Source organism: Nocardia sp. NPDC101769 (genome assembly GCF_044766925.1).
GTDB lineage: Bacteria > Actinomycetota > Actinomycetes > Mycobacteriales > Mycobacteriaceae > Nocardia.
The window spans coordinates 96384-112155 of sequence record NZ_JBIWMX010000032.1; the positions used below are offsets into that span (position 1 = coordinate 96384).

General features: G+C 65.8%; 8 protein-coding genes. 7 read left to right on the forward strand and 1 reads right to left on the reverse strand.

The genetic code is table 11. From position 1 onward, the window contains the following. The first annotated feature begins 216 nt into the window (after positions 1-216). A complete protein-coding gene (locus ACIRRA_RS36195; protein ID WP_402777655.1) occupies positions 217-2238 on the forward strand; it encodes an N-6 DNA methylase in 2022 nt (673 codons plus the stop codon). Here ACIRRA_RS36195 and ACIRRA_RS36200 read toward each other — a convergent pair. Continuing rightward, the gene (locus ACIRRA_RS36200; protein ID WP_402777658.1) at positions 2235-3722 is read right to left on the reverse strand and encodes a serine/threonine-protein kinase; all 1488 of its coding nucleotides are present in this window, start codon (positions 3720-3722) and stop codon (positions 2235-2237) included. The genes ACIRRA_RS36195 and ACIRRA_RS36200 overlap by 4 nt on opposite strands. 642 nt (positions 3723-4364) lie before the next feature. Between ACIRRA_RS36200 and ACIRRA_RS36205 the strand changes: the two genes are divergently transcribed. The 6 genes from ACIRRA_RS36205 (at position 4365) to ACIRRA_RS36230 (ending at position 15726) form a co-directional block, all read left to right on the forward strand. Continuing rightward, complete coding sequence (locus ACIRRA_RS36205; RefSeq protein ID WP_402777661.1) at positions 4365-5654, forward strand: PD-(D/E)XK nuclease family protein; 1290 nt, start codon at positions 4365-4367, stop codon at positions 5652-5654. Then, positions 5651-6844 (forward strand): hypothetical protein, encoded by a 1194-nt coding sequence (locus ACIRRA_RS36210; protein WP_402777664.1) that lies wholly within the window; start codon positions 5651-5653, stop codon positions 6842-6844. Before ACIRRA_RS36205 ends, ACIRRA_RS36210 begins: the two co-directional genes overlap by 4 nt. Further along, complete coding sequence (locus ACIRRA_RS36215; RefSeq protein ID WP_402777667.1) at positions 6837-10550, forward strand: hypothetical protein; 3714 nt, start codon at positions 6837-6839, stop codon at positions 10548-10550. Before ACIRRA_RS36210 ends, ACIRRA_RS36215 begins: the two co-directional genes overlap by 8 nt. A 16-nt stretch (positions 10551-10566) precedes the next feature. Continuing rightward, positions 10567-13569 (forward strand): pPIWI_RE module domain-containing protein, encoded by a 3003-nt coding sequence (locus tag ACIRRA_RS36220; RefSeq protein ID WP_402777670.1) that lies wholly within the window; start codon positions 10567-10569, stop codon positions 13567-13569. 236 nt (positions 13570-13805) lie between these two features. Further along, positions 13806-14600, forward strand: coding sequence for a hypothetical protein (locus ACIRRA_RS36225; protein WP_402777673.1), 795 nt, complete (start codon positions 13806-13808; stop codon positions 14598-14600). A gap of 298 nt (positions 14601-14898) precedes the next feature. After that, positions 14899-15726 carry a hypothetical protein gene (locus tag ACIRRA_RS36230; protein WP_402777676.1) on the forward strand — a complete coding sequence of 276 codons (828 nt, stop codon included), beginning with the start codon at positions 14899-14901 and terminating at the stop codon, positions 15724-15726. Positions 15727-15772: the final 46 nt, after the last annotated feature.

The window sequence follows — 15772 nt, forward strand, 5'->3', positions numbered from 1 at the left end:
CTCGGCATTCGTGGAGCGATTGCTAACGGGGAGCTGTGGTCGGCCTCGTATAGCAAGGCGTAACCAGACTGCACGGACTGCCTGAAACCTGCGCAAGCGATTGGACTGTGAACAAAGTCAATGGATAGGGTGGGGTGATCGTGGAGAATAACGCCCACGGGGTCTCTTCCCTGTGGACCGGTCCCGACGTAGGCCCCAGCTGATTAGGAGGGCGCAGTGGCACAGTCGTCCGAGGTAGTCGTCACCCTGGCAGAAATCGCCAGACTGGCTGATGTCGGGCGTGCTGCAGTGAGCAACTGGAGGCGCCGTCACGGATCGTTCCCGACGCCGGTAGGCGGCACCGATGTCAGTCCACAGTTTTCCCTCGCCGAGGTCGAGGCGTGGCTGCGCGGACAAGGCAAGCTGGGCGAGATCAGTGATGTCGAGCGATTGTGGCCGAGCCTAGAGCACCTCGGCGATCTAGGGCAGGCTGGGCAGGTGATCGCGGCGATAGCGTTGCGCCGCGCACGAAGTGCGCCGCATCTCGTGTCAGTTCCCGAATTGAGTCTGCGAACCGATACCGAGCCATTGGCGCACCGGGCGTTGGCGGTGGCAGAGGCCGAGGAAACAGCGGGTGAGACGTTCGAGTATCTGCTCGGCCGGTGGCTCGATGTGCACGTTCGGCAGATCAGTACTACGCCGCGTCCACTCGCGAAGATGATTGCTACCCTCGCCGTCGAGACCCGCCTCGGTGAAATGTTGTCACCGGTCACGGTGTTCGATCCCGCTTGCGGTTCGGGGACCTTGCTCATCGCAGCCGCCGCGGCGCTGAACGTGGGTGAAGTACGTCTGGTTGGCACCGAACTTGATCCTGTCCTCTCAGCCCTGGCTGCCGCTCGACTTGCCACGGAGCTAGCGGCCGGAGCCAACGCAAATGACATCGTTGTCGATATCGCCACCGGGGACAGCCTGTTGGCAGACCCGCACTCGGACGTGGCGGCCGATTTCGTGGTCTGTAATCCACCATTCAATAGCCGGGACTGGGGCCACAATGTATTGGCAACGGATCCGCGGTGGAGTTTCGGGCTACCTCCGCGCAGCGAATCCGAGCTCGCTTGGGTCCAGCATGTGCTGGCACGTACTGCGCCGGGCGGCGCAGCGGTGGTTGTCATGCCGCCTGCGACGGCCTCACGTAAGGCCGGACGCCATATCCGGGGTGCGTTGGTGCGTTCGGGAGCGCTGCGTGCGGTGATCGCACTGCCAGCCGGGCTCGCCCCGCCGCACAGTGTCGCATTGCATCTGTGGGTACTACGGCGGCCGGACGCCGTCGCTTCCGACGCCCGCGAGGTGTCTCTGGTCGATGCCTCAGCGATCGAACGTCCGGTAACCGGCGATGACTGGGATACGCTGACAAACGCAGTGTTGGCAGGGATTTCGTCGCAGCAGGCTACGCCAGAGCAAGCCGTGGGGGCTGTCCGACATCGCCGCGTTGCAGCGGTCGATCTGCTGTCTGAGGATGTCGATCTCACTCCGGCTCGACACATTTTATCGAACGTCAACGGTGTTGTGCCGCAGTCGATTACCACGTCGTGGTCGGAGTTTGGCAAAGCGCTCGCCACTATAGCGGATGCACAGCGCATGTTGTCGACCTTGGGCTGGACGGCCTCGCCACAGGTCGGGACTACGACGATCGGTGAGTTGGTGCGTGCTGGCGCGGTCGACCTTCATGCTGGTCAAGCGCTCAACGCGGATTGGACGCATCTCCGGCCTCAAGCCGACACTGATCTGCCGCTGCTGACGGTGTCGGATCTCATGGGCGATGGCATTCCGCGGCAGTGGATCGCGCCGACGACGGTGCAGAGCGGCGCGTTGACGGTGACCGAGCCGGGCGATGTCGTTGTCGCAGGGGTGACGCGGGCATTCACTGCGTGGGTTGCCGACGAAGTGGCGACGGCGCTGGGGCCACAGTTGTATGCGCTGCGTGCCGATACCGACCGGCTGGATCCATGGTTTCTGGCCGGGTGCCTGCGGGCGCCTTCCAACGGACGCCAGGCCGGGACGCACACGTCGAGTTCGGCGCGTATCGACGTACGCAAGTTGCGGGTCTTACAGCTGCCAATCGATGAGCAGCGCCGCTACGGCGCGGTCTTTCGCCGAGTCTCCGAGTTCGAGCACTCCCTGGCAACCCTGTCAGGCATGGGAGAGTCATTGACTGCCGAGTTGAGCGACCGCCTGGCCTCGGGTGTGCTCGATCACTAATCGGTCAGCTCGTCGAGTACCTTCTCAACCTCGGGCCCGTAGCGGAGCTCGCGCAGGTAAGTGACCAGCTCCGACCATGCCTCTCGGATCGGGGCTGCCAGCCCGCCGGACAGGCATGCGATGGCTGCGTGCCCCTCGACCAGTGCGGTCAGTGCCGGTTCGCTTCTGCCGAAGGCCAGGCCGCATTCGGCGGCGCGCAGTCGACACAGTGTCGCCGTCATGGCGGCCTCGCTGGTCCTGTCGGCGGCGAGATCGTGGGCGATCTGCGTGTACAACTCTTCGGCTCTGCCGCACTCGCCTTCCAGTCGCAGTCCCTCGGCGGCGAGCAAGCGGGCGCGGCGAGCCTCAGCACGGTGCGGGCCCCATTGCTTGCGCACCGCCTCCGCCACGGCGGCCAAGGAGTGCAGAGCATCCGCAGGCAGTCCCGCATCGAGTTCATGTTCGGCACGAGTGCACAAGTCTCGGATGTCGCTGCGCTTGAGCCACATCGGCGAGGGGCCCGGTCGCGACGGATCGGGTTCGGCGGGCAGCGAGGGGTCGCCGTCCGGGAACCGGAACCGCACGGTCGGGTCAGGCTCGGGGCGTGGCGCGGGCACTGGCGCTGCACCGGGAGACGGCAAGAAGCGGGCCATCACGCCTCGGACCTGGGCCATGTCCGGGCGCTGGTGGGGATGCTTGGCGAGCATCTGCAGGACCAGATTGTCGAGGTCAGGGTGAATGTGGGGTACGTATTCGCTCAGCGACGGGGGTGCGGTGTCGAGGTGCTGGCCTGCCAGTCCGCGGACGTCGCCGGCGCGGAAGGGCATTCGGCCGGTGATCATTTCGAACACGACGCAGCCCAGCGCGTAAGTGTCGGTGCGGGGCTCGACGGGATCCTCCCGGATCTGTTCGGGCGCTTGATAACCCGGGCTGCCGAGGGTGCCGCCGTGCAGGGTGTAGCGGGTCGTTCCGGAGGTCAGGGGCAGAGCAATGCCGAAGTCGAGCAGGAAGACAGCACCTTCAACGGAGATCAGGATGTTCTGTGGCTTGAGATCTCGGTGCACGACCGGCTTCTGGTGTGCACACTCAAGCGCGTCGGCCACTTCCGTGGCAATCGCGACCGCGTAGTCCAGGGGCAGCGGGCTCGCAGTGAGCAGATACTCGCGCAGGTTTGTGCCGTTGATGTATTCCATCGCCAGGTAGGGAGTGCCGAGGTGGTCGCCGTGGTGAACGAGTTTCGGGATGGCCCGGTGGTTGATGGTCGAGAGCAGCTTGGCCTCGCGCTCGAACCGTGCGTAGACAACGTCGAGTTCGTCAGTGCGGAAGCGGGTGTCGACCGAGTCGATGAGCTCTTCGGTCGGTCGTAAGAACTTCACCGCGACACAGTGATTCGATTCTATGTCGCGTGCTCTCCATACCTCGGCCATGCCACCCTTGCCGATCGGCGACTCCAATCGGAAGCGGTACCCGATCAGCGCACTGCGGCGGAGGTTCCGCTCGTTCATTGCCCGCACCTTTCGGCACACAGCCCGCGATCGCCACCGCGACAAGCGGTGTCGGCACCAGCTTCGTTCTCGAACGCCGCGGCACAGCACCGCAACCGTGAAGCACTCTATCACCAAATATCGCGTTGACTATGTTCACACTCCATGCAATCGTTAGTTGGCACCACCACAGTCATGCCCTAACCGACACCGATCACGGGAGAGACAGTGACCACATGGCGCCCACCTGCGGGCACTGAAGGCTCGACCGGCCTCGTAAGGGTGAGCAGTGTGATCGCCCGGGAGGCGCCAGGCGACTGCCCGGTGCATACCGCCGTGCGGGTGCGGCCGCAAGTAAGGGCGAGCCGATACCGCGAACGCGCCACAGCAGCGTATGAGAATTTTGTGTTCGCCCCCTTGTTCCGCGCGCTGGACCGACTCGAGTTCGCAGCGAGCACATGCGAGGATGCTATCGCCGAGTTATGGCGCACCGCAGGACGATTCGATACCTCGGGCCCACCGGCTCATCCGGGGTTGCTGGTGTGGACCGAGGAGGTGCTCCAGCGCTATATCGACGCGCGTGCCCGCCGCCACGGTGCCGTCGATGGGGTCGGCGGCGAGTTACAACCTGTGAACACCGAATGGGTGGCTTGCTATGGGGAGATGCGAGACCGAGCCGACGTGCGGGGAATCCGCCGGTTCGAGCGCACCGCCTGGGGGCGGCGCTACAGCACAGTTGACGGGCAGCTGCGTGAGCTGTGGCTGCCCTCGATCGGCACGGTCCGTGACAATCGGCCCGACGCCGAACTCGCGGCGGCCGCAGCGGTTCTCGCGAAGGGCGGCCCCGCGGTCCTGGACAAGTGGTGGCTACCCTACAGCCAGCGGGGCGATCACACGCAGGCCCCGCAGAGCGTGCGCGTCGTCGGGTTCGGCAGCCTCGACGGCCGCGTCGAAGAACTCTTCGAAGGCGACCAGCACACCGTCGCCCAGGCCTACAAGACCCACACTGCACCGGTTTTCGCTCGCGCGGTCGGCACCGCCGATCCGATTGCGGGCTCCAGCTGTGTCGCCTGCAAAGCCATCGACGGATGCACCACGCTGGTGCGCACCGAGGCACTGTGGGGATCGCCGGTGCGAACGGGCCTGCGCAGGCCCCGGCGAAGCCTCTCCGTGTGGGATCTGCGCGTCCACACCCAATGCCCAGCGCGTTACCACCTGACCCGCCAGCTGAATCTGCGCGACAGTGATGGCGAATCACCGGCTATCCGCCGCGGGCGCGCGGTCGACGCCTGGCTGAACGAGCACCACAATCGGCCCGCGCCCGACGGCTGTCGCGGCGAGCCTGGTCCATCCGACCCTGGGCACTGGTCGGCGGGCGGGCACGAGTTGACCGGATCCGACGCCCGTGACGGCGCGGCGATGCTCCAGCGCCACCGGGCGCTCTGCCCGCTGGGACGCACGGAGTCATTCGCGGACTTCGAGGTCCAACGCCAGGTCACCACTTACGTTCCCGAGCTCGACGTGGTGGTGATCGCGACGCCCGATCTGCTCTACACCGACGCCGGAGGCTGGGTATGGCGGGAGACCAAGACGTCGCGCTCGCCGCTGTGGGACCGCGCCCCGCTGATGCGCACCTACCCCCAGTTGGCGATGGCCACCTTGTTGTTAGCCGCCGGCGCACTGCCGGGGGCTCCCCGGCGCGCCCGTGTCGAGTTGGAGGTGCTTACCCCGGATCGATGCGCGCTCGAGACGCTGGATCCCAGCCGGTCCGATGTGGTCGACCAGGCACGCGAAGTGATCGCCGAGATGGCCGAGCCGCTGCTGTCCGATGAGCAGTTCGCGCCCCGGACCGATCAACACTGCCGTGACTGCGAAGTCCGTCGCTGGTGTGCGGCAGGGCGCGAATACCTGATTCCCGCAATCGATTCCGACACCGGCCAGGAGCATCGATGACCAACGCACTCACCGACGACGCGCTTGAGGACGTGGCATTGCTGCGCGCCATCGCGACCGCCGTCATCCGCCTGGCCGACGCGACGCAGCACGGTGTCTCGCTGCCCTACGACGCCGAAGCCGTGCGGGCACTCAACGCCACCGTGCTGGCCTGCCTCACTCGCGGCGCCGAGCCTCCGATGAGTCTGCCCGATCTGCTGCGATGGTGCCGGACCCGTCCGGTGGAGGATTGGCCGCTGGAGCTGCCCGCCGATGCATTCGGCCCTGAGGATCGGTTGCTCGATGAGATCTCCGGCGAGCCGACACAACTGTGTCACGAGTGGTGGGTTCAGGGACGCGACAGCGCCGCAGCCGAATTCGATCGCACGATCATTCGTGCCGCAATGCAGCTGTGCCAGCAGGCGTCCTCACCGGAGTCCTATACAGCCTTTCGCCGGCTGCTTGTGACCACACCGGTGTTGACCGCCGAGATCGGATTCGAGATCGCCACCGATCTCTACCTCGAACCTGTCCGCGCGCTGCTCGAACGGATCTATCTGCCCGCACCGGCTGGCTACTGCCGTGGCGGACGATTCATCACGTGCGGGCGCTGCGGCACGCTGCTGACTCCGACGATCGAGGGCGGCTGGTGGTGCGAACGTGACCAGTGCCGAAGCCGAGGCCCGGCACCGTTTGGACGCGAGCTCGTTGTGTCCGACGTCGGTCAGGTCAGTCACCTGGCGCGGCCGCTGCGACAATTCGTCACCGGCCCGGGGCTCGCCGAGATCGACCTCGAGGCACGGCTGAAGACGATGCGCGGTCTGCGCGTGCAGATGTGGCCGGGATACGACGCTTACGACATCCGAATCACCTTTCCCGACAACCACGTCTGGGCAGTTGATGTCAAGGATTGGGCCCACCCGGGTTTGCTCGGACGATCGGCCCGGCCGGTGCGGCCCGAACCGGGATACGACGAGGCGTTCTGGGTGGTGCCGCAGTTCCGCGTCGAGACCCGCCGCGACTACCTGGGCATCTTCGCGCGCAATCGACCCGCCCGAGCAGCCGGGCTGGAACTGCTGACCGACCGGCAGTTCCTGCGCGCGGTGGCTGAACGGCTCCGTGACTGCACACCTGCAAGCGCGACCGAGTTCACGGCGACCGTGCTCACCGCTACCGACAAGCCCACACTCCAGGGAGATCCTCATGCGTGATCGATCCGGCTGGCATCGCCCCGTCTCCGACGCACTCACGCCCTGGCCGACCGAATTCGCCCCGGTGCGCCCGGCACTGCTCTGCCAGGTCGAGCTGGGACTGCGGCTGCTCGAACGCTTGGACCTTGCCGCCCCCGCATCGGCGGTATGGCCGCTACTGGGCGGTTACCCCTTCGCCGCGGCCGCAGGCCTGCTCCGCGACGAAACCGAACGCCAACTGGTCACCAATGCCCGTCATCTGCTGTGGACTTTGCGACGCAACCGGATGTGGCAACACAGCCTCGACACGTATCGGCAACTGCCACAGCGCCTGCGCGGATACCGCTTGGCAGACAACTACGAACCAGCCTGCCGCATCGAACCGTTCCTCGCCGCCGATCGTTTCACTGTCTACGATCTAGCGCTGGAGACGACGCCATCGTTTCAGCGTTCGGTGTTGCCCCTCGCCCCCGCCGGGTCCAGCCGCTTCGTGGTGGGACGGCGCCTGCACAGTTCGGTCGCCATTCCCGATGAGCTCGTCTTTGCCCCCCTGGCCGGTCACGATCTGTCGCGAGCCCCGGCACCGGGGCCGCTGGAGATCCCGATGTCCGCACTCGCGGAAACCGCGCAGTGGATGGACGGGTGCGAGTCGAGAACCGGTACACGCCGCGGGAATTGGACACGTCGGCTCGACGAGCTGGAACTGGATACCCGCGTAGCCGACGGCACCGGCTTCGACCGCGCCACCGTCCTCAAGCTGGACCGGCTGGTCCATCTGGTCGGCATGGTTGGCGCTGGCAAGAGCACCTTGATGACGTTGATCGCGGTGTGGGGAGCGCGCCATGGTTTGCGCACCACTCTGGTGGTCGGTGATGTGGCCGAGCAGCTCGCACTCACCGACACCTTTCGCACGCTGGGGCTGCGCGCGGCACCGGTGCTGGGCACCACCACCCGCGAACGCCATGCCCAGCGCCTGCACCGGCGCATCGCCTCACGCACCGGACAGCCGCTGCTGTTGCACGACGACCCAGGATTCGCCTTCCTCTCGACGGTCTGCGTGCTCGATGCCCAACGCGGCCTGGAAGCCGCGCAGCCCCTGCGCTATGTCGATGCCCCGTGCACGGCACTGCATCCCACGCCCGCCCCGATGTCCCCTCCCTCGGCGCTCCCGCTCGGATACCGCGCCCAGGACACCCCTGGCATCGTCCCCGCCGACACCGGTGCTGGCGTGGACGCCAGGTCGGGAACCGGCGAGCCCGACCCCGACGATCGGCTCGGCGCCCCTCATGGGTGTCCGGTGTGGAGCCGATGCCCGCGCCATCACGGCGACCACGAGATGGTCGACGCCGAGATCTGGGTAGCCAACCCGGCGAGCCTGGTACAGACTGCGGTCCCACGCCACCTCAACGCCGAACGACTGCGCTACCTCGAATTGGCCTGTGCACGAAGCGATATCATGATCATCGATGAGGTCGACCGGGTCCAGATGCATCTGGATGACACCTTTGCCCCCGCCGCGACCCTGGTCGCGAGAGGACCGGAGTCCTGGCTGGACCGTTTGAGCACCCATAAGATCGCCGAGCTGGCCCGTAAGGGCCGCGTCCAGCTCGCCGAAGGCGACGTCGAACGTTGGACCGCGGCCCTGGACGTCGTGAGCGCCACCACCAATCGCCTCTATGCCTCCCTCATCGACGACCACGGTCTGCGGAGCTGGGTGGAGATCGACTACTTCAGCGCCTGGACCCTGCAGGAGAAGCTGCTCGAGGAGTGGTTTCCCACCACCGGGACCGCGGGGGTGCACGAGCCTGTCGAACGCGAGGAGGACGTCTTCGACATCGACCCAGACATGCCAGCGCCGCCGCCGAACCGCCCGCACACGCCCCCCACCCCGTGGGCGGCTCGGCGCACGGAAGTAACCGAGCGTTTCGACGCCTTCCGCGACGATCCGCTCGGTGATCGCGGCGCTCACCACCCCGTCACCGATATGCTCATCCGTACCGCCCACGAGCTGCTGCACACCCAGGACAAGACTCAGACCCGGGTCAAGGTTCGGGCACTGGTGAAGACACTGCTGCGTGGGGCGCCCGGACTCGACACAACGGCACCCGCACCGGTCTCATCCCGTCGGCACCGCGCCGCCGATCCCGCCGACATGCGCGGCAGCGAGGCCTGGTACGAGAGGGCCGCGCGCCGACTTGAATTCGTCCTGCACCTGGCAGTGCTGCATCAACGTCTGAGCCGTATCACCTATCTGTGGCCACACGTGGAGACCGCCCTACATCTCGACACCGCGGACAACGAACTGGCCCGGCGCCCACCGTTGGACTACGCACCGTTGGTTCCCGAAGCGCCGATGGGCAACGTGCTCGGATTCCAGTACCTGCCGGACGATCCCGACCTCACCCATAGCCGGATTGGTCAATGCACCGGCACATTGCGGTTCTTCCGCTGCGCCGGTGTGGGCCGGGAGCTGTTGCACGCGCTGCCCGACCTGGGCGCCGACCCCGATATCGGACGAGCCGGCCCGCATGTATTGCTGATGTCGGCTACCAGCTGGGCGGGCACCTCGACCCGCGCGCACGTGCTGGCTCCGGTGCAGGCCGTACTCAAACCGCACCGCAAGGCCCTCGATGCGGTGGCCGCCACCAGCTTCCGCACCAAATTTCTCTACGACGCCGACAACCGGCCCATCAGCTTGTCCGGCCAGGACCACAGTGTGCGTACCGAAGTACTGCGGCTGCTGGTCAGCAAACTCGCCACCCCGGCGATCGCCGGGGAACCGAGCCCAATCCAAGAAGAACTGGCCATGATCGGCGACGATCGGCGTCGTCGGGCGTTGCTGCTGGTCGGCAGCTACGCCGACGCGAGCATCGCCGCCGAGGTCCTCGACGCCCTGCCCCGCTGGCACGGGCGAGTGCGGGTCCTGATCCGCGACGACGCCGACATCGACGAGGGCCCCGCAGGCGCCCGCACCGCCACCACTGTGCGCCGCGGTGATCTCGCATCCTTCGCTGACGACGACTCGGCCGAGCTGCTGATCGCGCCGCTGATGGCCATCGAACGTGGCCACAACATCCTCACCCCCGCCCGCACCCCCAGCGGTGAACGTGTGGCCGCGTTCGGCACCGTGTTCTTCCTGGTGCGCCCGCACCCGCGACCCGACGAACTGTCTCTGGCGGTGTTCGCCGTCAACGACTGGGTATCACGGTTCACTCGCAACCTCATCACCCACCCCGAGTTGGGAACATTTTCCGAGCTGGTCACGCGCGCCGAGGATCTGGGCCAAGCCGGGCGTCAGTTCCGCCGTGCGGCCCGTGGCCAATGGCGCCGACTGCTCACTCGCCGCTACGTCTACTCCCGCCTTAGCCCTGAGGAGCAACAATCCTTCGCCTGGGATCAGCTGGTGAGCATCTGGCAGGTCATCGGCCGACTGGTCCGCGGGGGCGTCGCCGCACGAGTCGTGTTCGTTGACGCCGCATTCGCGCCGGCGCTGGCCTGGGCGAGCGCACCGCACAACCCCACCACCTCGCCCACGCGCACTCCCGACGACGGGCTGCTCGTGCGATTGCGCGACGTGCTGGCACCGTACTTCGCGCCGGACGCCGCCGCGGTGGACTTCGCCGATCCCTCGGAGCCCGCGCTGGTGCAGATGCTCTACGCACCGCTCTACCACGCACTGCAGACCATGCCCCTCGACGCACCGTCCGCTGCGGCGGCGCGGTCCTGACCGCAGAGGAACACCTGTGGGATTTACCTACCGATCCATCAGCCGTGCGGCCTACCTGCCCGCAGACAGCGTCGAACCGTGGGTGGAGCGCTACCGCGCCCTGCCCTTTCCCGAGCAAGCCCGCCAGTCGCTGCTGCGCCTGTGCAACCACGAGCGAGCCCCCGGTAGAGATCCCTTTCTAACAGTGCCGACCGGCCGCCTCGACGTCGTATTGCAGTGCTTGGCACCGGATCTGGTGGTCTGTCCTCGAAATCCAGACGCACCCGACCATTGGCTCTACGTACCCGCCGAGCTCGCCGACCCGCTTCCTGGGGGCACCTTTTCAAGGCTGCTCAGCGCCTGGCTGCACGACATCGGCCCCGCGCACGCGGTGGGCACCGCGTCCTATCGCGCCCTGTTGCAGGACACACTCGCCGAACTAGAGACCACCCCGCTCGACTGGGAAGAGCTTGAGGTGGACCTGCTCGACTGCCCGCTCACCCTTGGCGGCACCGCGGCACCGACCACGCGGCAATACCAGCTCACAACCGACGCGCTGGCGCGGCGCATCGCCGCGCTCGAGCCCTATCGTTTCGACACCGGCACCCTGCACTTTCGTGCGGTGCCCCGTGGTCCACGACAGCAGGGTGCCGAGCTGATGTCCCAGCCACTGATGCGCCCGGTCAAAGGGAAACCCTGGTGGTTCTCGGTGACGATCACCGTCTCACTACACACGGTGCCGTTCGCACCGCGCCCACGTCTCCACATCCACACTGGGGTACGGCGCTGGGCCACCCGCCCCCGCGCGTCCACCGGCACGATCGCGCTGCCCTATGGCCGCGCCACCTCGGTATATCTGCGTCCGCCGATCCCTTGGCTGCCCGGTGCACCGGCCAGCGACCGGTTCGCCGTGAGCAAACTCGGCTACGACCGCGCCACCCGCGCAATCGGCTGGGTCGGCAACGGACCCGCCGGGCTTTTGCGTCGACTCGACCTGCGCCAGAACTTCCCCGATCCCACCGCACTGCTGAGCGCGCCTGAGGACTGGCTCGGCGAAGGCCCCGGCCTGCGTGCCGCAGTCGTGCACAGCACCCACATGGGCGAACACGGCATCGGCACGGGCCTGATGTCACACCAGCGTTCGCAGCTGATGGACTGGATCGATCAGGCCCTGCCACCGAGCCTGACTCGCACGGCGCCGTTGACACGCAGCACCGTCGGCACCAACAAACCCGCCAACGCCCGCCCAAGTACCGCCGCCGCGGCGAGCACGCCGAGCACCCCCAGCACCGTGGGGCACCCCACCCATGCACGACGGGTCGCGCTGGCCGCGGCCACCCGTGCCCTGTCGCAGTACTTGATCTCGCCAACGGACGAGCTCAAGGCGGGCACCGATGTCCTCGTACTGCGTCTGTTATGGCAGAGCGCTTCCGTACGCGATGCAGCGATCGCTGAGTTGGCCGACATCCTCGGGCTCGGCGCCCCCAACGTCGCGCCTGAGGAGGCCGCGTACGACACCGCCACCGCCGGTGATCCGGCAGTTGTCGAATGGCGTACTCCCGAGCTCGTGGTCCGGTTGCGCTGTCTACCGTTGGCCGGTGGGCTCGCCGCTGGCTTGTCCCTGTCCGCCGGTACTCGTTCGGCCGCAGCGCTCGGCGAGGCAATCGCGCAGCGTCGGCGGGCAACGACGCAGTACCTTGCCCGCGACGACGCCAAGCGGATCCGCCCCAGCCTCGCACTCGTCGAGATCGACCATCGCCTGTGCTTTCGGCCTTCGAACACCGATCCCAAGTTCGCGCTGCGCCTGGGATGCGCCGACGCCGGCATGCTCACCCAGTTCGTCGCCGTGCCGTCCACCGCGCCAGGTATCAGGAACACTAGCAACGTCCGTCATCGGGTGCGCTCCGCGTGGCTGGACGGGCTGCGTCAGCTCGGTGTGCGGGTCCTGCCCGAACACACCCTCGGCGACGAATTGCCGCCCGGGCTGCGCTACGCCGCGCTGTGGATGATCAAACGTCGCGTAGACGGACCCACCCGGCTGCCCCTGCACCTGCCCATCGCGGTGCTGCTCACCCCCATCCCCGACACCCCCGGCCATGCACGGGTCGAAGGCTGGGATGACACCACATGCAGCTGGGTGCCCTACCCGCAGTTTCTGCTCGGGCTCGTCGAACGCGCCGCGCTCACCGACGAAGCCACCCGCGACACCGAACAACCGCCCCGACGGGTCAGTGCCCGGGCGTGGCGGCGCAGCATGCACGAGCAGCGCCGCCAGACCGAGGAATTCGTCCAGCGACTTACATTCGCGCTCTATGGTGCTCCGACTGTGCTGATCACTCACTCCCAGAACAGCAGACAGCACTGGTCGTGGTTACAGGACGGTCGCCTTGTGCGCGATCTGCTGCGGACCGGCACCGCGCCGGCATCTGGCCTGCAGCACAATCTGCGCATAGTCCGTATCCGCGGCGGCGCTGGCCGCGAAACCGCTCAGTGGTGGGGCATTGGAGACCCTCGCGGCATCAACGGACTGCCCTCGGGGCTCTGGGTTCCGCCAGCCGATACCCGCGCGACCGACCAGCGCGTTTTCTACAGCACGACCGAGAAAGCCAGCCAGTTCAAGGCCTCAGCAGTCTCCGCGGATCGCCTCTCGCTGCGAAAACTCACCCGTGGCAAGAACATCGACCAGCTGACCACCGACGCCGACAAACCCGCATGGAATCCCAGCCTGGTCGAGATCACCGTCGCTGGCTGCCATCACCACGACAATCCCGAAGCCTTCGCCCTCGCCATGCATCAACTGCGTCAGGCCCCCGACTATCTCGATGCGCTTTCGCTGCCGCTACCCCTTCATCTGGCCGAGCTCGCCCAGGAGTACGTTCTGCCCACCGAGTCCGACGACACCGACACCACAGATCCCGACCTCGCCGGGTCGGAAGGGCCGTCCGAGGGACCCTCCAGCGACGAGGAGGAGTTGAACGGGCAGGCGGTCGAATTTGAGGAAGTGGAGAGCGAGCTCTCGGCAGCGCCGATGTCCTCATGACGCTCGTTAACGCCGACCGAGATCGTTGCACGCAGCGCCGTTCTCGTCGAATACAAGGTCATCATGAGCGCACCGGCCAGGCCGCGTGACTGAATCTGTCACCCGGATCCCGCATCGGTCCCATTCGTTGTCCACGAACCTGGTAGCTCGGAAGTCAGGCAGCATCGCGAGATTGTCAGTCTTGACAGGTACGGTTCCTCTTGCAGCGCAGTCTGATTCGATGAAGAGGGGGTCCGATGGCAAATGGCAAGTTCTCGGCGGCGACCAAAGCGTTGGTAGCGGCGCGCGCGGGCTACATGTGCACCAACCCCGACTGCAACCGGCTACTCGTGGGCCCGGAAGTCAAGACCGGAGATGTACTGCTCAAGAGCAATATCGGGAAGTTTGCACATATCCAGGGTAGAGAGTTCGGAAGCGCTCGACACAACGAGAGCATGACCGAGGAACAACGATCCGATGCGGCCAACGCGATTTTCCTGTGCGGCGTCTGCCACGATCTTGTCGACAACAACGGCGGACCCGGATACTCGGTGACACTACTGACCCAATGGCGCGACGAGCACACTGCCAAGGTCCGACAGCTCCTCGCCAGTCCGCGCCTACCGCTACTACCCGAACTGATGCGACTTGAGCACAACGCGAAAGTCGTTCAGCAAGTGTTCGACACCCTTGCCGACAAACGATCGTTGCACTGCTCGGTCGACATGGAATTTTGGCCCCATGTGATCAAGGCGCTGCGCGACTTGCGGTCAGAGATGAACCGGGCCCTCCGCGAGATCACCGACGACGATCGGTTGCGGAAAGAGCTTGAAGCCATCCGGGCTGCAGCACGAAATCTCATGAAGAACGTGATTGTCGAAGATAACGGATGGCCGAGCAAAGGCGAGATTCGGGCGAATCAGCACCTGGACATCATGCGCGAAGAAATCGGCTCCATCGTACACCGGCTCGCAAAGATCTATAACATCCCGGCCCCCCAGGAACTACGGAGTCCGACATGGACGCTCGGCGTCGGACTACGCCATCCCTGAGCTAATCAACTCGAGACTTGTCAGGCTGAAGGTCCTGCACTGCCGCGCCCCCGGTGCGGTCAGAGCTGGCTGCGGGCCTGGTTGACGAGTCCGCGCAAATGCCGATGAGCGATCGATTGTCGGGCCACGACGGTGGGCGGCTCGTTTCATCGCCCACGGCGGCAACCGCCTATCCGTCCAACCCCATCGACCATGACATCGCAGACCCGACTTGAACCAGTGACCGCTAATCTCACTGGATACGAAACATGTTGTGCCGTAAATAATTAAGATCGCCGAAGGCAGGGAGGGCGCGGAGATGTTGGAGCAGGAGCTACAGGACTTCATCGAAGACCTGATCGGGCGAGGGGAACTCGTCAACATCACTACTGGATGGGACGACGCCAAGACGATCGCCGCGGACCGGCAGCAAAGCGGTGAGTTTCTGTTACTCCTTGACGATCTGGTAGTGCACCGAGCAGCCGAAGCAGCCCTAGCAGTAAAGGACCGGCTGGGTCAGCTCGTGCCAGTTGCGAACAGCCACGCATCGATATCCCTCGACAGAAGTCAAACGCTGTTCACTGATCTGCTCTACGTCTCGCCGAGCACCGGCACCGTCGTGGTATTCGAGCTTAAACGAAGTCGCAAAAGCGCACGAGAAACGGCGACCGAACTCATCGCATACGAGCAGGAATTGCGCAACCATCTACACTTCGCCGCGCGCACCGATATCTGCTTCGTCGTCGTGTCGACCGATTATTCGCCACTACTCGATCACTCTCTTCTATCGCTGACGGCATGGCATGGGCTCCGAATTCTGTGTCTGAAAGTGGAGCCAGACAAACAGCTGAGTGTGCATATCCCCGAGGCGTGGACAAGTTTGGGACAGTCGCTCATCCCCGCACGGCACGTCGACACGACCACGCTGACGTTCGTACCGCACAACCCCGACGTTCCGCTGGATAGGCTCGGTGCCCTGATGAACGGAGTGCTCGAGATCATCGCGCGCGAGGCTGACCGAAACGGGGCTACCGGCTTCGGGATCGCTTGGGAGGACACGCGTTATCTCACCGGGTCAAGGCACCAAATCGGTCTCACTGAGCCCTTTTCATCCTGGTCGGATGATGTTGACGGGCAACGGATCTGATGTCGGCGTGTCGCTATGAGGCACGAGGAAGCCCCTGGTAGAGCAG

Coding starts and splice junctions, on each gene's coding strand:
- ACIRRA_RS36210 (WP_402777664.1), top strand. CDS start 5,651: ATGACCAACGCACTCACCGACGACGCGCTTGAGGACGTGGCATTGCTG.
- ACIRRA_RS36230 (WP_402777676.1), top strand. CDS start 14,899: ATGTTGGAGCAGGAGCTACAGGACTTCATCGAAGACCTGATCGGGCGA.
- ACIRRA_RS36215 (WP_402777667.1), top strand. CDS start 6,837: ATGCGTGATCGATCCGGCTGGCATCGCCCCGTCTCCGACGCACTCACG.
- ACIRRA_RS36225 (WP_402777673.1), top strand. CDS start 13,806: ATGGCAAATGGCAAGTTCTCGGCGGCGACCAAAGCGTTGGTAGCGGCG.
- ACIRRA_RS36200 (WP_402777658.1), bottom strand. CDS start 3,722: ATGAACGAGCGGAACCTCCGCCGCAGTGCGCTGATCGGGTACCGCTTC.
- ACIRRA_RS36205 (WP_402777661.1), top strand. CDS start 4,365: ATGCGAGACCGAGCCGACGTGCGGGGAATCCGCCGGTTCGAGCGCACC.